This window comes from Prevotella sp. khp1, assembly GCF_900102205.1.
Taxonomy (GTDB): domain Bacteria; phylum Bacteroidota; class Bacteroidia; order Bacteroidales; family Bacteroidaceae; genus Prevotella; species Prevotella ruminicola.
Genome location: NZ_FNJZ01000001.1, coordinates 382675 through 402042 on the forward strand (window position 1 = coordinate 382675; position 19368 = coordinate 402042).

The 19368-nt window shown below is 49.7% G+C and carries 15 protein-coding genes and 1 other RNA gene; 9 read left to right on the plus strand and 7 right to left on the minus strand.

Going from position 1 to position 19368, the window contains the following annotated elements:
- Nucleotides 1-32: 32 nt before the first annotated feature.
- A complete protein-coding gene (locus BLR73_RS14275; RefSeq protein WP_176763588.1) occupies nt 33-137 on the plus strand; it encodes a smalltalk protein in 105 nt (34 codons plus the stop codon).
- Between the two features lie 92 nt (nt 138-229).
- Here the strand turns inward: BLR73_RS14275 and BLR73_RS01705 are convergent, their stop codons facing one another.
- The 3 genes from BLR73_RS01705 to BLR73_RS01715 form a co-directional block, all read right to left on the minus strand.
- Nucleotides 230-1774, minus strand: coding sequence for a clostripain-related cysteine peptidase (locus BLR73_RS01705; RefSeq protein ID WP_176763589.1), 1545 nt, complete (start codon nt 1772-1774; stop codon nt 230-232).
- A 22-nt stretch (nt 1775-1796) separates the two neighbouring features.
- Nucleotides 1797-4466, minus strand: a complete 2670-nt coding sequence (locus BLR73_RS01710; RefSeq protein WP_091858236.1) for a mechanosensitive ion channel family protein — start codon at nt 4464-4466, stop codon at nt 1797-1799.
- A 139-nt stretch (nt 4467-4605) separates the two neighbouring features.
- Nucleotides 4606-5607: a hypothetical protein gene (locus tag BLR73_RS01715; RefSeq protein WP_091858239.1), complete on the minus strand. Its 1002-nt coding sequence runs from the start codon at nt 5605-5607 to the stop codon at nt 4606-4608.
- Between the two features lie 130 nt (nt 5608-5737).
- Here BLR73_RS01715 and BLR73_RS01720 point away from each other — a divergent pair, with 130 nt between their 5' ends.
- From BLR73_RS01720 to thrC, 5 genes are all read left to right on the plus strand, one after another.
- Nucleotides 5738-6733, plus strand: coding sequence for a TlpA disulfide reductase family protein (locus tag BLR73_RS01720; protein WP_013064074.1), 996 nt, complete (start codon nt 5738-5740; stop codon nt 6731-6733).
- Between the two features lie 11 nt (nt 6734-6744).
- Complete coding sequence (pgeF, locus tag BLR73_RS01725) at nt 6745-7491, plus strand: peptidoglycan editing factor PgeF (RefSeq protein ID WP_091858243.1); 747 nt, start codon at nt 6745-6747, stop codon at nt 7489-7491.
- A gap of 129 nt (nt 7492-7620) precedes the next feature.
- On the plus strand, nt 7621-10053 hold the full coding sequence (gene thrA, locus BLR73_RS01730; RefSeq protein ID WP_091858246.1) for a bifunctional aspartate kinase/homoserine dehydrogenase I: 2433 nt from the start codon (nt 7621-7623) through the stop codon (nt 10051-10053).
- Nucleotides 10054-10091: 38 nt separating this feature from the next.
- Nucleotides 10092-11336, plus strand: coding sequence for a cofactor-independent phosphoglycerate mutase (locus tag BLR73_RS01735; protein WP_091858249.1), 1245 nt, complete (start codon nt 10092-10094; stop codon nt 11334-11336).
- 65 nt (nt 11337-11401) lie between these two features.
- On the plus strand, nt 11402-12706 hold the full coding sequence (gene thrC, locus BLR73_RS01740; RefSeq protein ID WP_091858252.1) for a threonine synthase: 1305 nt from the start codon (nt 11402-11404) through the stop codon (nt 12704-12706).
- A gap of 83 nt (nt 12707-12789) precedes the next feature.
- Here thrC and BLR73_RS01745 read toward each other — a convergent pair whose 3' ends face one another.
- Nucleotides 12790-13713: a YihY/virulence factor BrkB family protein gene (locus tag BLR73_RS01745; RefSeq protein ID WP_091858255.1), complete on the minus strand. Its 924-nt coding sequence runs from the start codon at nt 13711-13713 to the stop codon at nt 12790-12792.
- Between the two features lie 11 nt (nt 13714-13724).
- Nucleotides 13725-14099: RNase P RNA component class A (gene rnpB, locus BLR73_RS01750), an RNA gene on the minus strand.
- A gap of 299 nt (nt 14100-14398) precedes the next feature.
- Here rnpB and BLR73_RS01755 point away from each other — a divergent pair.
- The 3 genes from BLR73_RS01755 to BLR73_RS01765 all read left to right on the plus strand — a co-directional run bounded on the left by BLR73_RS01755 (nt 14399) and on the right by BLR73_RS01765 (nt 17303).
- Nucleotides 14399-15910: a trypsin-like peptidase domain-containing protein gene (locus BLR73_RS01755; RefSeq protein WP_033150947.1), complete on the plus strand. Its 1512-nt coding sequence runs from the start codon at nt 14399-14401 to the stop codon at nt 15908-15910.
- 110 nt (nt 15911-16020) lie between these two features.
- Nucleotides 16021-16881, plus strand: coding sequence for a sigma-70 family RNA polymerase sigma factor (locus tag BLR73_RS01760; protein WP_013064942.1), 861 nt, complete (start codon nt 16021-16023; stop codon nt 16879-16881).
- Nucleotides 16881-17303 carry a hypothetical protein gene (locus tag BLR73_RS01765; protein ID WP_033150909.1) on the plus strand — a complete coding sequence of 141 codons (423 nt, stop codon included), beginning with the start codon at nt 16881-16883 and terminating at the stop codon, nt 17301-17303. Before BLR73_RS01760 ends, BLR73_RS01765 begins: the two co-directional genes overlap by 1 nt.
- A gap of 37 nt (nt 17304-17340) precedes the next feature.
- Here BLR73_RS01765 and BLR73_RS01770 read toward each other — a convergent pair whose 3' ends face one another.
- The gene (locus tag BLR73_RS01770; protein ID WP_091858258.1) at nt 17341-18651 is read right to left on the minus strand and encodes a pyridoxal phosphate-dependent aminotransferase; all 1311 of its coding nucleotides are present in this window, start codon (nt 18649-18651) and stop codon (nt 17341-17343) included.
- A gap of 120 nt (nt 18652-18771) precedes the next feature.
- Complete coding sequence (locus tag BLR73_RS01775; protein WP_013063028.1) at nt 18772-19344, minus strand: indolepyruvate oxidoreductase subunit beta; 573 nt, start codon at nt 19342-19344, stop codon at nt 18772-18774.
- Nucleotides 19345-19368: the final 24 nt, after the last annotated feature.

The window sequence follows — 19368 nt, forward strand, 5'->3', positions numbered from 1 at the left end:
AGAAACGATTAAAACATGAAACATTAAAGATTATGAGTAAGAAGGAAACATTGAAATTCATCGTGCAGATGATTGCGTCGATCGCTACGGCGATTGTGACGGCATTGGGAGCCACGAGCTGCGTTGCAACAATGTAAAAATGCAACAATGTAAAAATGTAAAAATGTAAAAACCCTCAGGTTTCTATGCGAAGCCTGAGGGTTTTTGTATTCCTGATAAGGTAAATGCATTATTCGATAGCAAAATGCATCTCTACGGGACTGTTATTGCATGGCAGCTGTTTGTTGAGTTTGATCCAGCGGCTCCAGCCGGTTGCCTTGTCGAATGACAACTGCTCGTAGGTATCTGCCAATGTGGATGGCCAGGTGGTTACTTCTGGCTCTGCTACGCCACTCTTGTAAGTTTCAAGTTTGCCGTCGGCATGGTAAATTTTGTATCCTTTCAGAATCTCAGGTTTTTCCCTATCATAGTCGTAAAAATAGTAGCTACCCTCTACGCCTAACATGATGCTGCAATCTACCGACAGACCTTTGTTCATCAGGAAATCGCTGCAATACTGACTTACCAGACAGTTGTTGAAAGCTGTTCCTATCTCGAGAGCGAAATGATCATCGTAAACGTCGGGCAGTGCATCTACTATGCTCTTGGCGTAATCTACCAGATCGTAGCCCGGACGCTCGTTGTTAACCTTGAAGGCGTATTTGGTGATGGTATCAATCTTTGCCTTATGGCTTTCGTCGGCGTAAGCGGCCACGAGTTTATCGGTAAACTCCTTGAACTTTGCACCAAAGGCATCGAGGGCGCTGGTGCGGGTAACGGTCATGTCGTGATAGTCCCACTTGGAATCTGTACTTCCCTGTGCAGCTTGTACGGCAGCATCCTTGTCCCACTTATCGACACTGGCTTTGTTGAAGTTCTTCAGGGCTGTTTCTATGTCGCCAGTGTTCTTTGCCAGCTCGTCGATCAGTACCGAATAGCTGCCGCCAGCTCCAGGCACTGTGAATGATGACAGGATAAAGTAGTTGGCAAGTTCCTTGAGTTCGAACTGATACTCGATGGTATTCATGAGGCAGGCATCGAGATAAATCACGTCCATGTGAGCATTAGCACGACCGATGGCATACTTTAATGACGATGCGGTGAAGTTTTCGTTAGGTTTGTGGCTTTGGTCGTAAAGCACGCCTCTGGTTTGTGACGGCGCATTAAATGGCAGGTCGTCGTGTGGCTGATAGCCGCCACCATGGTCGCTCACAATCAGAATGTAATGCTTGGCAGGACAGGCTTTGGTGGCCCAGTTGATGAAGTTGGTGAGCGAATCGACATTGGCCACGTAGTTGTCCTTGGGGCCATAAATATACTCCTTGTTCAACAGAACATTTTCATCGGGGGCATTTACGGTATTGTCGACGACGAAACGTACGGTCTGCAGTTCCATATCCTTAATAGCCTTTACGGTCTCGTCGGGCAGTTTTTCGTCAAGCATGTCGAACCAATACTTCTGCATATCTTCGGCCGACGAGTACTTGTACTGGCAGGCTATCTTTACCTTACCGTAGCTTTCGGACTTGGCTTTGTAGAAATCCATCATGTTGCCGATGATACCAATGTCGAGATTGCGACCTCCATAACCATATAACAGGATGGCATACTCGGTTTGCCCTGATGGACGGTCGGAACCAGCAGAATTATCATCATTTACACAAGCGGTCATCACCGTCATAGTCATTACGCAGCAAAGAACGGCTGCAAGGGTTAATAGGTACTTTTTAGTCATAATCATAAAAGGTTAGTTAAACTTATTTTTCTTCGTTTGAAATCAAGTGTACATCGCACTGAGGGAAGGCAATGGTGATGCCCGCGGCGTTGAGGGCCTCGTAGATCACCTCCTTGGCACGATCACGATAACCAATCTGCTCGGCCACCAACACATACTGCTTCACATTGATGTCAACAGCACTGTCGCTCATATTTCCCACAACCACATAAACACCGTACTTGGGATCCACAATATCCCGTCCGTATTTATCCTTGTTACACATCTTCTGCATCGCCTCAACCAACACCTCACGCACATGCTGCACCGAGGTTCCGTAAGCCACACCCACGGTGATAATCGTCAACTCATACGAGTTGTTACGCGTCAGGTTGTTGAAGTTCTTACCAAACAGCGACGAGTTGAGGAACGACATCTCCGTGCCCTCGATAGTCTCGGCCTGTACACACTGGTAATTGATGGCCGTTACCTTACCACGGATACCATCGCACTCTATCCAGTCGCCTACACGCAGTCGTCCACCCATCAGCTGTATGCCGTAAATAAAGTTGTTGATCACATCCTTGAGCGCCAGACCGACACCAGCCGACAGACCTCCCGCTATCAGTCCTAACGACCCCGTAGGAATCTGCCATTCCGTGATAACCACCAAAGCAAACACCATCCAGATAAACACACTGATGATACTGTTGCCCAACGACAGGTTGATTTCGTTCGGACGGATGGAATCACGGTTATGCTTACGCATAAAAGTAACGTAACGGGCATACTGCCAGATGGCGTGTACGGCCCTGCTGATGTAACGCAAGACGTAGAAGAGTATCAGCAGATAGATGATACTCTGGGCCGATATGCTCAACGTCTCCACATCGTTCATGTCGGTGAGATGGATAAACGGTCGTTCGTAGAAGCGTACAAACAGATCGTCGAAGTCGAAGATGCCCAACGACAGGCGCACACACAACGGCAACGAGAGCAGCACAATGCAGGGGATGGCCACCTGACGGATCAGGTCGTAGAACCACGTAGCACCAAACAACAGCTGTTCGCGGTCGTCGCCCGATACGTAGGTGATACGATTGCGCAGACTGTCAACCCGCTTGTCGATCCAGCGTTCCTTGTAGCGGCTCATCAGATCGCGTATGCACACCACGGTGAGCCAGGCTGCCAACAGGAAATACCACCACACCAGGATGAGCAATGCCACAAAGGTATAGCCCATAAACGCGAAACCAAAGGACACCAGATAAACGGCCAATGCCCACCAGCCCAAGGTGCGGTCGATTGATGTGGCCTTACTGCCCAACCAGATACAGCAGCACAACTGCCAGATAACAATTAGCAGCAGGATGGGTGGAAACAGCAGCACCATCAGCTTGTCGGGCATAAAGGTGATACGGCACGAGATAATCATCAGTACCACCAGGAAGGTGGCAGAATAGAGCATGATGCCCTGTCGGAACTGCTCGGGCCTTACGCGCAGCAACAACGAGCCCGTGATGGCAATCAGCAGCCACAGGAAGGTGTTGATATGCGCCACACCCAGATTGATATATTCGTCGCCATACAGCGAGAATCCGAACACCACGAAGTAAATAAAGGTGCCTAGCAGTATCGAGATGATAGACAGCTTGCGCTTCGGCACATAGCGTTTCAGCCTTGTATAACGGTAGAGCAGCCATAGTACGAGCAGGGCCAACGCCCAGAACAATACCAGTCCCACCAGCTGTACGATACATACGACGACCAGCATGGTATTCTCGGCCTTACTCGAAAAGTGTTGTAAGAACGCGATATCATCCTCGTCGTCGTCATCCAAATCGCTTTCATCCAGCCCGTCGCTCAGTTCCTTCAGGCTGTACTGTCCCCGCAAGTCAACTTTGGTTTTATTCCAATAATAACCAGGGTTGGCCATAATGTCCAAAAACGGCGTCTGTCCGTCCACAAAGATATAGCGTTCCAGTGCCTGATAGCGCTGCTCGGCATAGTCGTAGGTCTCCTTCAGTCGCAGGTATGCCTCCTGATAGTGCGTACTGTCGGCCACTATGGTAGCACGGTTACTGGCGTTCATCTTCAGTATCTCTGACACGAAGAAGATACACGAGTCGCGATATGCCTCGCCTATCGAATCCAGCACAAAGGGGGCAGATAGCGAATCCTTGAAGGCAATCCTGATAACCTCTTTTTCCAGCAATGAGAGCGAGTCGGAAAGATGCACATCGAGCGAGTCGTTACGGTACAACAAGCTGTCGGGCAGTATCTCCATCTCTATCTCCTTCATCATCGGCGGCAGTCGTCGCAGGGCCTCAATCAGTCGGGCATTGCGGTCAATCTCGTAGTTCAAACCGTTCACAATCCGGTCGTACGGGCGTCGGTCCTTGCTGAAGTCCTTGTAGTTGGCCGTCACCTTCTTCAGCGCGTAGGCCAGATCGAACGTCATCTCCTGTTCCTGGGTGTAGAGCAGGATCGAGAGCTCGTTCGACTCGGTAATCACGTTGATCATCCGCTTATGCTGACGATCAAAATCCTCGTTAAAGCGCTTCTGCGCATCCGAGCGCTGCATAAAGGTTGCCTGCAGCTCCGTACAAAGGTCTTTCAGCGTGTTGGTCAACGACCTTCCGCTCACCACAGCCATCAGCGGCAGCGAGCACACGCACAGAGCTAGAATGATTGTGAACAGTTGTTTTTTCATTGTCAGAGATATTATTCTAATTTACCGCCTCCAGTTATTAGTATCACGCCGCAAATATAAAGAATTAATTCTAAAGTTCCAAGTTTTTGTGGATAAAAATATTGCTGCCAGGAGCTGATGCCTGACATCAAAAAAAACATCACCGCTTCAGGGCGGTGATGATATTCTGGATGAGTTGGGGTGAGTTATAGGGAGTGGCTGGGTTGATGCCTCGGACGACTGCATACGAGAAGTTATCGGCCATGCACTCCTCGGGAGAGATGACATATTCGGTGTTGTGGCCTACAACAGTCCAGAAATCGCTGGCTTCGGTGACATCGTAAACCTTGCTCATATCGTCGAGTGGCACAAGGCCTGGCTTTACAAATTGGAAGAATACAATCTGGTTACCCTTTTCGGCGCTGGCTTCGGCCCATGATTTATCGTAAAGCAGTATGAGCTCGCAGCGGCGCTTGGTGCCGTTGATAGTAAAATAGGCATAGTTGTCGAGGTGCTCAACATCGGGGTTGATACCCATGCGCTGTGTGATGGCATCGGGGAACGTGATGTCGTGATCCATCACCGTAAAGCCTATCAGGGCATACATCTTCTGACGGAATGCTGGTGAGTTGCGTGTTACGCAGTGGAACAACTCGTGGGCCACCAACTCGGTAAAACGCATCAGCGCAATCTTATTTATTTCGGCTGTTCTTTCGGCGTTAGGCAGGCACATGCCCAAATACGTCTCGTTCAGGAATATGATGTTCTTGATGGTATATCCTGCCGAACCGCCTTCTTCGGCCTGGGTGGTTTTGGCGAATACAATCTCGGAGGGTACGGGCAGTTGGCAACCGATGCTGTTCAGGCTGTCGGTAATCATACCTACGATGGTAGCCATAAATTCACGTTCGGCATCGGTCCAGTCGCGCGTCTGCTGCCAGGCCATCGTCTGCAGTTCGGCGAGTGTACTACCCTCTTTTCTTACTCGCCAGTCGATATCCATCTGATTCATCTTGGCGTAGTACTCGGTGTTGCTCTGCATCAGTTTACGTGTCTCGTCGGCCGAGGCTAAGCGGTAGTTAATGGTGGTACCCTCAGCAAACACATGGATGCTGTAGATACTAAGGATGGCGATTAACGCCGATTTAAAAATCTTATTCATATTTATTATGGTTATAAAATTAATTTGCGTGCAAAAATAGTAAAAAAAGTTGGAATGATGTCATGTTATTACGATTTTTTGTATCTTTGCAGGCAAAAATTAGATTAGTAGTATTAACAAGACATAAGTTATGAAAAAGGTATTATTTGCAGCGGCTATCATGATGGCTGCAGGGGCTAAGGCCCAACAGGTTAACTACACCATCAGTGGTGTGAGTAAGGATAATGGCGCCAAGGTGGTAGTGATTGACGCTCAGGCGCGTAAGATGGAGAACGCTACGGTTGAGAACGGCAAGTTCAGCATTAGCGGTTCGGCCGAGAAGAATGCGTTGCTGATAATCAGAAACAGCAGCGTTAGCTGGATGATGCCCATTATCAACGATGGTACACCTATCACTGTGAACCTGAACGACACTACCGTAACTGGATCGGCCCAGAACGAGCGACTGGTGCGCTACGATATCGACATGAATGCGGCCTACGGCAAACTGGGTGTAAAGGCTGGTCTGGAGAAGATTTATACCGACGAGGTGAACACCATGATTCCTGTGGCTTTTGTGGAGCAGTATCTGGAGGAATTCGGACTGGAGAAGCTGCAGAAGACGATGGCTACCAAGCCTGTTTGGGCTAATCACCCCGCCGTGCAGAGTGCTATCAAGGAGTATGAGTTTGAGCAGGCCGACAGAGCCAAGAAGGCTGCCTACATTGGTAAGCAGTTTACCGACCTGGAGGAGCCCGATACCGACGGCAACATGCACAAGCTGAGCGAGTATGTGGGTAAAGGCAAATGGGTGCTGGTTGACTTCTGGGCTTCGTGGTGCGCTCCTTGTCGCGCTGAGATGCCTAACGTGGTAAAGGCTTACGAGAAGTATCACGATAAGGGATTTGATATCGTAGGACTCTCGTTCGACAACAGAAAGGAGCCTTGGGTAAAAGCTATCACCGACCTGAAGATGCCTTGGACACATCTGTCGGACCTGAAGGGCTGGAAGACTGTGGCTTCGGGACTGTACGAGGTGAACAGTATTCCCGATAACCTGCTGATCGACCCACAGGGTAAGATTGTGGCTCGCGGCTTGCGTGCACAGGGACTGCAGGACAAACTGAAGGAGATTTTCGGCGAATAAAAACCAACGGCATGCTACATCTGCAGAAAGAACACGACATCATTGCCTTCTCGACTGAGCGAGGCTTTGTGGATATGGACGAACCTTACCAGGGGTTTAACATTACCTGGTATACCGACGACGATGCGCAGCACGTAGCCGATTGCCGACGCGACATGTGCCAGATGCTGGAGATAGACGACCAGCATCTGGTGCTGCCACGCCAGGTACACGACACCAAGGTGGCTGAGGTAACAGCCGGGAACCTGGGCGACCGCTTTGAGGGTATCGATGCCCTGATTACTACCCTGCCCCGCACCTGCATTGGTGTATCAACAGCCGACTGTGTGCCTATACTTATGTATGATGCACGCACGCGCGCGATAGCAGCTGCCCACGCGGGATGGCGAGGCACTGTGGCACGTATCGGCCGCAAAACCATCGAGGCCATGCAGCAGCAATACGGCACCAAACCTGAAGACCTGAAGATAGTGATAGGCCCCAGCATCGGTCCTGATGCCTTTGAGGTGGGCGACGAGGTGTACGACGCCTTTGCGCAGGCGGATTTTGACATGAACCGCATAGCCTTTAAGCGTAACGGCAAGTGGCACATCGACCTTTGGCAGGCCAACGCGCTGGATATGCAGCTGACGGGCGTAGATGAAAAACACATTGAAACAGCCGCCGTTTGTACCTACGAGCACTACGACCAATTTTTCTCGGCCAGGCGCCTGGGTATAAAAAGTGGAAGAATTTATACGGGAATTATGATAAAATGAAAGTAAATGGCTAAAAATTCTTTCAGAAATTTGGCCATTTGCTTAAAAACACTTACCTTTGCAGCGCCGGTGGATGAAGCCCTGCTTGTTTAAGGGTACCGCTAAAGGCAAGATAAATTGCATAGGAATATGAAAGTATTGAAATTCGGCGGAACGTCCGTAGGTTCCGTAAAAAGCATTCTTAGCTTGAAAAAAATCGTTGAGACAGAGGCTCGGACGCAACCTGTCGTAGTAGTAGTTAGTGCGCTGGGCGGTATCACCGATAAGTTGATTGCCACATCGCAGATGGCCCTGAAGGGTGACGATAAGTGGCGCGAGGAATTCGACGCTATGGTGACACGACATCACCAAATGATCGACACCATCATTACCGATGACAAAAAGCGCGTAGATTTATTCAACAAAGTGGATCAGCTGTTCGACCAGTTGAAGAGTATTTATTATGGCGTATATCTGATTCACGATCTCTCGAAAAAGACCGAAGATGCGATTGTAAGTTACGGCGAGCGTTTATCGTCGAACATCGTGGCCACACTCATTAAGGGTGGCAAGCGCATGAACAGTCGCGACTTTATCCGTACAGAAAAAAAGAACGGCAAGCACCGTCTGGTGGCCGATTTGACCAACCAGCTGGTTCGCGAGGCGTTTAAAGATATGCCCGAGGTGGCTGTGGTGCCAGGCTTTATCAGTAGAGATAAGGACACCAGCGAGACCACAAACCTGGGACGTGGCGGTAGCGATTACACAGCCGCCATCATTGCTGCAGCACTGGATGCCGAGGTGCTGGAGATCTGGACCGACGTGGATGGCTTTATGACGGCCGACCCACGTGTGATTAAGACTGCCTACACCATTAACGAACTGAGCTACATCGAGGCGATGGAGCTGTGTAACTTTGGTGCCAAGGTAATCTATCCCCCAACCATCTACCCCGTTTGCGTAAAAAACATTCCCATTAAGGTTAAGAATACATTCAACCCCGAACACCCGGGCACGCTGATTAAGGATCATATTGAAAACGACCAGAAGCCTATTAAGGGTATCAGCAGCATTAAGGGTACCACGCTGATTACGGTTACCGGACTGTCGATGGTGGGTGTGATTGGTGTGAACCGACGCATTTTTACCACGCTGGCCAACAAGGGTATCAGTGTGTTCATGGTATCGCAGGCATCATCAGAGAACTCAACCTCAATCGGTGTGCGCGACGAGGATGCAAACGATGCTGTAGAGGTGCTGAACGACGAGTTTGCCAAGGAGATTGAGACGGGCGCCATGTTCCCCATGCATGCCGAGAGCGGACTGGCCACCATTGCTATCGTGGGCGAGAACATGAAGCATACACCAGGTATCGCCGGTAAACTGTTTGGCACACTGGGCCGTAGTGGTATCAGCGTGATTGCCTGTGCACAGGGTGCTTCGGAGACCAACATCTCGTTTGTAGTGGATGGCAAGTTCCTGCGTAAGTCGCTGAACGTGCTGCACGACTCGTTCTTCCTTTCTGAGTACAAGGTGCTCAACCTGTTTATCTGCGGTGTGGGTACCGTGGGTGGCAAGCTGATTGAACAGATTCGCAGTCAGTACGAAACGCTGATGCAGCGTAACGGACTGAAGTTGAATGTGGTGGGTATCGCCTCGTCGAAGGCTGGTATCTACGACCGCGATGGCATCGACCTGGAGAACTACCGCGAACTGCTGAAGGCACCCGAGGCGCAGGGCAAGAACCTACGCGACGAGGTGATTGGCATGAACATTTTTAATAGCGTGTTTGTGGATTGTACCGCCAGCAAGGATATTGCAGCGCTGTACCAATCGTTCCTGGAGCATAACATCAGCGTGATTGCAGCCAATAAACTGGCGGCTTCGAGCGATTACGCTAACTATATGAAGTTGAAGAAGACGGCTCGCGACCGTGGTGTGTGGTTCCGTTACGAGACCAACGTGGGCGCTGGTCTGCCTATCATCGGCACCATCAACGACCTGCGTAACTCGGGTGATAAGATCCTGAAAATCGAGGCTGTACTGAGTGGTACGCTGAACTTTATATTTAACGAGATAGCTGCCGACGTGCCTTTCTCGGAGACCGTACGACGCGCCAAGGAGCAGGGCTACAGCGAGCCCGACCCACGTATCGACCTGAGTGGTACCGACGTGGTTCGTAAGCTGGTGATCCTGACCCGTGAGGCTGGCTACAAGGTGGAACAGGCCGACGTAGAGAAGCACCTGTTTGTGCCTAACGAGTACTTTGAGGGCAGCGTGGATGACTTCTGGAAGAAGTTGCCTGCACTGGATGCCGACTTTGAGGCTCGTAGAAAGAAGTTGGAGGCCGAGGGTAAGCGTTGGCGTTTTGTGGCCACGATGGAGAATGGCGTGACGAATGTGGCGCTGCGCGAGGTGGATATCAACCATCCGTTCTATCGCCTGGAGGGCAGCAATAACATCGTACTGCTAACCACCGAGCGCTACAAGGAGTACCCGATGCTGATACAAGGATACGGCGCCGGCGCCAGCGTAACAGCAGCCGGAGTGTTCGCCAACATCATGAGCATCGCAAATATTTAATTTAGGCACGGATTACACGGATTAACACGGATTTATATATGAAACACATAGTTATTTTGGGAGATGGAATGGCTGACCTGCCGGTTGAAAGATTGGGCGGGAAGACATTACTACAATATGCGGCGAAGCCGATGATGGACCAACTGGCTAAGGAGGGACGCTGCGGGCGACTGATTACGGTGCCCGAGGGATTTCCTCCAGGTAGCGAGGTGGCTAATACAGCGATTCTGGGTTACGACCTGAATAAGGTGTACGAGGGGCGCGGACCACTGGAGGCAGCCTCGATAGGTTACGAGATGGCCGACGACGATCTGGCACTTCGCTGTAACATTATCAACCTGCAGGACGGTAAGATTATTACGCATAACGGTGGTAATCTGGAAACAGAGGATGCCCGCCTGCTGATTGACTATCTGAACGAAACCCTGGCCAAGCCCATCAATGAAAGGGAGGGCTGCGAGCGCGTAAAATTTATTACGGGCATACAATATCGCCACCTGCTGGTAATCAAGGGCGGCAACAAGCATATTACTTGCGCCCCACCCCATGATCATCCTAACGAAGAGTGGCGCCCACTGCTGGTAAAGGCTGATATACCCGAGGCACAGGAGACTGCCGAACTGCTGAACGAGCTGATTCTGAAATCGCAGGAGCTGCTGCCTAAGCACCCTTATAATCAGGCTAAGGCCGCTAAGGGCGAGCGACAGGCTAACAGCATCTGGCCTTGGAGCGGTGGTTATCGTCCGTCGATGGAAACGCTGATGCAGCAGTACCCTGAGATTAAATCGGGTACAGTGATTTCGGCTGTGGATTTGATTCGCGGCATTGGTCACTACGCTGGCTTGAAGATTGTGGAAGTGGAAGGTGCTACCGGTTTGGCCGATACCAATTACGAGGGAAAGGCGCAGGCAGCAATTGAGGCGCTGGAGCACGACGACTTTGTGTTTGTACACGTTGAAGCCAGCGACGAAGCCGGACATGATGGCGACCTGGAACTGAAGTTGAAAACCATCGAGTATCTGGACCAGCGACTCATCAAGCCCATCTACGAGCACATCCTTAATATGAACGAGCCCGTATGCCTGGCAGTACTGCCCGACCATCTGACACCCGTTGAGATGCGCATACACGTGGGACAGCCCGTACCATTCCTGATTTGGCACAAAGGTATCGCGCCCGACGAGGTGCAGCAATACGATGAAGTTAGCTGCGTCAGTGGTTCATTCGGTTTGCTAAAACTCCAAGAGTTTATGCAAACCTTCATGAACATTGATAAAATGTAAAAATGATAAAATGCAAAAATTAATTTTTACATTATTAAATTTTTAAATTGTTACATTAAGAAAATATGAAGTACTATAGCACCAACGGCAAGGCTCCTATTGCCGACCTGCACAAAGCAGTAGTTAAGGGACTGGCTGAGGATCGCGGACTGTATATGCCCGAGCGTATCAACAAGTTGCCCCAGGAGTTTTTCGATAACATCGAGAAAATGAGTTTTCAGGAGATTGCCTACACCGTAGCCAGCGCTTTCTTTGGCGAGGATGTAGATCCTGATGCCCTGCATGATATTGTGTATGACACCTTGGCATTCGACTGCCCAGTGGTGAACGTAAAAGACAATATTTACACCTTGGAGCTGTTCCACGGTCCTACCCTCGCCTTTAAGGATGTGGGTGCCCGTTTTATGGCGCGCTTGCTGCAGTACTTCATCAAGCAAGAGTCAGGTCATAAGCAGGTGAACGTACTCGTTGCTACCAGCGGCGATACCGGTTCGGCTGTGGCCAACGGATTCTTGGGTGTTGAGGGTATCCACGTGTATGTGCTGTATCCCAAGGGCAAGGTAAGTCCTATCCAGGAGTGCCAGTTTACCACACTGGGTAAGAACATCACCGCTATCGAGGTGGATGGTGTGTTCGACGATTGTCAGGCGCTGGTAAAGAATGCCTTTATGGATGACGAACTGAACGAGCACATGAAGCTGACATCGGCCAACTCAATCAACGTGGCCCGTTTCCTGCCCCAGGCATTCTACTACTTTAATGCCTACGCCCGCATGAAGGAACAGGGCAAGGCTGACAATCTGGTGATGTGCGTGCCATCAGGAAACTTCGGTAATATCTGTGCAGCGCTGTTCGGCCATGAGATGGGACTGCCCATCAAGCGATTCATCGCAGCCAACAATGCCAACGATATCTTCTACAAGTATCTGCAGACTGGCAAATACGAGCCCAAACCATCGAAGCAGACTCTGGCTAATGCGATGGACGTAGGCGATCCTTCGAACTTTGCCCGTATCTACGACCTGTACGATAAGAGTCACGAGAAGATTAGCGCGCTGATTAGCGGTGCTACCTATAGCGACGAACAGATTCGCGAAACCATGCGCGAGTGCTACAAAGCTTCGGGTTATATCCTGGATCCTCACGGTGCTTGCGGCTATCAGGCTTTGGCCGACGGACTACAGGCAGGCGAGTTTGGTGTGTTCTGCGAAACAGCCCACCCTGCTAAGTTTAAGGAGAAGGTAGATGAGATTCTGGGTATCGACGTAGAAATACCTGAGCGCTTGGCTGCCTTTATGCGTGGCGAAAAGCAAAGCGTGGCCATGAGTAAGGACTTTGCAGACTTTAAAGCCTACTTAATGAAACAGTAGTTTAGCAACGGACAACAGGACTAACAGGTTGGATTTATCCTAAGAAAAAAAATCCTAAAGTCGTGTAGTCCGTTGCCAAAAAATCAAAGTGAATCGAGGCGGTCGGAGTATAATGCTCTGGCCGCTTCGTCTGTTTCGTCATCGGTCATATCAACCAGCGGATGCATGTTGATCTCATCGAGGTTGATACCAATACGATCCATATTCTGGTTGGTAAACGTGAGCTGTGCACCAAACAAACAGATGGTCCACGATATCTGCAGCCACAACATAAACAATGGCAGGGCGGCAAACGATCCGTAGATGGCGTTGTAACCCGTCACCCAAATCTGCGAGTGGATGTAGAACAACTGCAGCAGCTGCATGGCCACACCCGACAGAATGCCTGGCACAATGGCGCTCTTAATCTTTACGTCGGTATTGGGCATATATACGTAAAGACCTACAAACAGCAGCGAGAGCAGCAGATAAGGTGAGAAATCGAGCAGATAGCGTACAGCGCGACCCAAGATAACCACACCATCGGTATGCTGTGCGATAGTGGCCATGAAGATAGAAAGACCCATCGACACCACAATGATGATGGGGAATACAAAGAACATGGCCATATAGTTGGTAAGCGATCGCATAATGGGGCGCGCATTGCTTACCTGCCATATCTCGTTAAACGTTTCCTCAACATTGTTTACCAGCATCAGTACCGTGTAGAGCATAAACAGCAAGCCCACACCCAGGAAGATACCACTCTGCGTGTGGATGAGGTAACTGTTGACAAAGTCGGTCAGGATATCGGCCACCTGCGGCTGCGACGATAAGGCATCGCGAAACCATATCTCGATATACTTATTATAACCAAAGCCGCGGGCAATGGCAAAGATAACCGCCAGGATGGGTACGATGGCCAGCAAGGTGCTGTAAGTAAGAGCCGACGCCTGCGTCATCACTCGTTTCGTAGTAAAGAAACGAATGGTGAGAACAAGTGTACGGTATATCTTTTTGAGTGTCATAATTATCAAAAAAAAGCACTGCCCCTATAAGCCGGGTTCTGTACCATGCAGGCATGGCGTTTGTCATTTATCTAGTCCATGAGTCACCCCATGGCTCAAGCGTTCTACCCTCCATCGTGACTTGCGTCGTTGGGCAGGCAACCCTCAGACGATGGTATACATGAACTTGCAGCCTCCAGTCGACACAGCCCAACGATCACCCGCTGGCTGGTGGTCTCTTACACCACCTTCTCACCCTTACCTCAAAAAACTGAGGCGGTCGTTCTCTTCTGCCGGCACCTACTGTCACCAATAGCTTCTACTTTCAGAAGTGGAGCGCCTTATGCTGCCCGGACTTTCCTCTCGCGCGACCTTTCAGAAGCGCCAGCGACAAACCGTTGCAGTGCGTTTTCTGCGTGCAAAGTTAGCAATAAAATTCATAAATCACGAATAATATGCACAAAATTATACTCATAATTAAAAATAAGCAATTAAAATCGTAATAAATACTTAAATTTGTCAGTTATTTAAGATTTTAAGTGTTAATCGCAAATGCTCGTTAAGCTTTTATGCCTAATTGTTAAATTGGGACAAATCTTTGCGTCAAATTGTCAGTATTTAAAATAATGCACTTATTTTTGCACCATCAAAACGTGAAAGGAAACCTGAATGTAGAATTTAAAACATTAAAAAAATGAATGAGAATATGAAAAAGATCGTAAATGCAGCAACTCCCGCCGTATGCGCTGTTGCTTTGACTCTTTCAGTAGTAGCATTCGCTAACTCTAACGCAGCTACTGCTCCAGCTCCTATCGTTACATCGGCTCCAGCAGCACCAGCTGGTCAGCCAGTAGACCTTACCTATGCAGCCGAGAAAGCGCTGCCAGCGGTGGTTTACATCAAGAACACCCAGAACTCAAAGATTGAGACCGTTGAGTATAGCGATCCGTTTGAGGATTTCTTCTCTGATCCATTCGGCGGTTTCTTTGGTCGTGGTCAGGGCAACGGTGGCCGTCGCCAGCGCCAGGTTCAGACCCCAAAGCGTGTAGCAGCAGGTTCTGGTGTGATCATCTCGGCTGATGGTTATATCGTGACCAACAACCATGTGGTGGATGGTGCCGACGAACTGATGGTTACCCTCAACGACAATAAAGAATATTCAGCCCGCATCATCGGCGCTGATGCCACAACCGACTTGGCACTCATTAAGATTGATGCCAAGAACCTGCCTGCCATTGTCATCGCTAATAGCGACAACGTGAAGGTTGGAGAATGGGTACTTGCCGTAGGTAACCCACTCGGACTGAACAATACTGTCACTGCAGGAATCGTCTCTGCAAAGGCACGTTCAATGAACGACCCACGCGACAAGCGTACTGCCAATCTCGTGTCGTCGATGATTCAGACCGATGCTGCCATCAACCAGGGTAACTCTGGTGGTGCACTGGTAAATACCCGTGGCGAACTGATTGGTATCAACGCCATGCTCGCTTCACCTACAGGTTCTAACATCGGTTATGGCTTCGCTATTCCTACCTCGATCATGAACAAGGTTGTTGACGACCTGAAGAAATATGGAAACGTACAGCGTGGTATGATTGGTATCCAGGGTGGCGACGTGAAAGATTATGTTGACGCTCAGAAAGAGGAAGGCAAGGATGTCGATCTGGGCACCATGGAAGGAATCTATATCGGAAAGGTAGTAGAAGATGGCGCTGCCGAGGATGCCGGCCTGAAGGAAGGCGACGTGATCACCCACATCGACGGACAGAAGGTGACCAAGTTTGGTGAGCTGACAGGCATCATCGCCCAGAAGCGTCCTGGCGACAAGATTACCGTCACCTATCTGCGCAACAAGTCTAAGAAGACTGCCACACTGACCCTGAAGAACGAGAAGGGCAACACGAAGGTGGTGAAGGATGCTGATATCGACGTGCTTGGCGGACAGTTCCGTGCCGTCACCGACTCACAGAAAGAGCAGCTCAACATCGGCTACGGTCTCCAGGTGCTCAAGGTCAGCGGCGGCCGACTGAAGGAGGCTGGTGTGCCTCAGGGCTTCATCATCCAGCGTGTCAACGACCACAGCGTGAAGAGCATCGCCGACCTGCAGGAAGTAGTGAAGGCAGCCTCGAAGTCGAAGGAGCCCGTGCTCTACATCCAGGGTATCTATCCTACAGGCAAAAAAGGCTATTTCGCAGTACCTTTGGAAGACGAATAAGCACAAATAGATAAAAAAGAGCCACGAATGATTAAAATTCGTGGCTTTTTTTTGGTTGTTTCAGGAAAAAGTCTTACTTTTGCGGCCAACTTAAACATATTATTACCACGATGAGACAACTAAAGATCACTAAATCTATAACCAACCGTGAGAGTGCGGCTCTGGAAAAGTATCTACAAGAGATTAGTAAGGAGACCATGATCTCGGCTGAGGAAGAGGTTGAATTGGCACAGCGCATAAAAAAAGGAGACACTAAAGCGTTGGAGCGATTAACGAAGGCTAACCTTCGTTTCGTGGTATCTGTGGCTAAGCAATATCAGAATCAGGGATTGTCGCTGCCCGATCTGATTAACGAAGGCAATTTAGGATTGCTGAAAGCGGCCGAACGTTTCGACGAGACACGCGGCTTCAAGTTCATCTCGTATGCCGTATGGTGGATACGTCAGAGCATTCTGCAGGCCATCTCAGAGCAGAGTCGTATCGTACGACTGCCCCTGAACCAGGTGGGATCGGTAAACAAGATCAATCGTGAGATAAACCGATTTGAGCAGCTTAACGAGCGCCGCCCATCGGTAGATGAGATAGCCGAGAAAGTGGATTTGCCACAAGAAAAGATTGACGAGGCGATGGCCATTAACGGGCACCAGATTAGTGTGGATGCACCGTTTGTTGAGGGCGAAGACAACAGCTTGCTCGACGTGATGGCCAACAGCGATGCCCCACTGGCCGATAACCAGTTGGTTGAAGAGTCGCTGAAATCGGAGATACAAAACGCCCTGAGTGCCCTGAACGAGCGCGAGCGCAACGTGGTAGAGGCATCGTACGGCATTAACCAGCCCGAGCTGACACTCGAGGAGATTGGTACCAAGTTTGGATTAACCCGTGAACGCGTACGTCAGATAAAAGAAAAGGCTATCCGCAAGCTAAGAAACAGCAAAGCGAATAAATTTTTAAAGACATATTTAGGATAATGAGATTATTTAAACAGCTTACACTTGCCATCGTGCTGATGGCTGCCGGCACCGCTAACGTGCAGGCACAAAATGTGAAGGTTCCACATGCGTATATGTTCGGATTCGTTGCTTCGTTCAACGATTCTACCGTATATTTTACTAATATCCAGAAGGTTGACAGCGTTTGGGTTACCAAGAAAAAGCAGATGCTGGCTGGCAGACATAACTACAGCTATCAGCTGCGCGAGTTTTTTGCCAATCAGCGCAACCTGCCCAACCGTACTTGTGTGGTAGTGGCCAACGTTGACCGCAAGAAGGTTGAGAAAAAGTACACCAAGATGAAGAACAAATATCTGGTTAAGAGCAAGAAACCCTACGATGTGCGCAACGTAGCCGAAACGGACTTTAAGTTCACCGCCGTAGATATGAGTAACGATTAAATAAAAAAGCCCTCGCAAATTTGCGGGGGCCTTTTTGTTATCGGGGATTATTGATTTCGAACACCTTCATGCGTTCCTCGAGTTGCGCGTATTGGTGATCCTCGATAAACGAGGTGCAAACACGCAAGCCTTCCTGTTCGGAACCGCAGGTTATCAAGCAGATAGCCGATACACCATAGTACATCAACTCCTTAGCCAACTGGCCGGATGTCATGCCGGGATAACCAATGGTAAAGTAGAATCCGTCGGCAATAGGTTCGTCGAGATCCTTATCGTATACCACATAGAAATTGTGGCGACAGAAGATTTCCTTCAGTTTCTTGGCACGCTCGCCATATACGCTAATCTCCTTGCGGAAATCGTACTTACCCTCGTAAGCGGCCTTGAGCATAGCGGCCATTGCATATTGGGCGCTATGACTGGTACCCGAACTCAACGCATACAGCATACGGGTTGAGAATACAGGACCGAAGGGCAGGCCCTGATAGCGGGCAGCCAGATCGGCAAAATGGCGATGGAACAGCTTATTGCTGATGCAAACCACACCAATACGCTCGCCAGCATAGCTGAATGCCTTTGAACCTGAGATGAGCAGCATATAATTATCGGTATAACGGGCTACTGTGGCCTGATAAGGGGCCTCGAAGGGTTTCGAGAGATCCTTACGGAAGTCCATAGCAAAGTAAGCCAGATCCTCCATCACGATGGCGTCGTACTTGGTGGCCAGCTCGCCGATAATCTGCAACTCCTCTTCGCGCAAACAAATCCACGAGGGGTTGTTGGGGTTTGAATATACGATAGCGCAGATGTTACCATTGCTCATGTAGCTCTCGAGCTTGCCACGCAGCTTGTCGCCACGATAGTTATACACGTCGAAAGTCTCGTACTTCACGCCCATCACCTGCAGCTGCATCTTCTGTACAGGGAATCCTGGGTCGATAAACAGCACTGTATCCTTCTGTTTGTCGCACTGCGAGCAGGTGAGGAACGAGGCGAAAGTGCCCTGCATCGAACCTGTTACAGGTACGCAGCCTTCGGGTTTGATATCTACGCCGATAAAGGCTTTTACAAACTGCGAAGCAGCCTCCTTGAGTACGGGCGCACCCTGGATGTCGGGATACGAATGGGCAATGCCACCTTCGAGGGCTTTTATCTGGGCATCAACGCCTACCTGAGCGGCGGGCAAACCAGGAATACCCATCTCCATCTTGATGAACTCTACCCCACTCGCTTTCTCGGCCTTAGCAGCTACCTGCTTCACCTCGCGGATGGTAGCCTTGGCAAAATCCTCAATGCCAAGCTCCGCTACCAGCGAGTCAACTATTTCTCTTTTAATTGGAGTTTCCATAAAAATTATTTTTTGGCACGGATTAACACGGCTCTTTTTCAAAGAGACACTGCTGTTTTTATCGCAGTAAATCCGTGTCTTTTAATTTATTAAAAGCCGCGTTAATCCGTGCCTAATTAATCATTTTTGCGCTACTTTACCGATGGCGAGGGCTTTGATGTTAGCCTCTACGATGGCATCGCCTTTGCGGGCGAAGACACGACGGATGGCATCCTCTAACTTATCGTACTCGATACCCAAGGCCTTCTGGGCTGCACCCAGCAGAATCACGTTGGCCGAACGGGGCACACCATTATCCTTGGCAGCCTGCTCGATATCCAGCACAATCACATTCTTTACACTCTCCAAATCCTGCTTAATCTTCTCGATATCAGGATAGTTTGGAATATTTACGAAAGGAGCACTCGAAGTGATAATCCAACCATCCTTAGCCAAGAATGGCAGATAACGCAGAGCCTCCATGGGCTCCATCGAGATGATCACATCGGCACCACCCAGCGGAATCAGATCGCTGCTGATGGGGTTGCTCGAGATGCGCAGATTCGACTGTACGTCGCCACCACGCTGACTCATACCGTGTACCTCGGCCTGCTTGATATAGAGGTTCTCCTTCATGGCAGCCTCGCCTATGATGGTAGCAATCGAGAGGATACCCTGACCGCCTACTCCACAAAGAATTATATCGGTTTTCATCGTTTTATTTTTATTTTCTGCTAT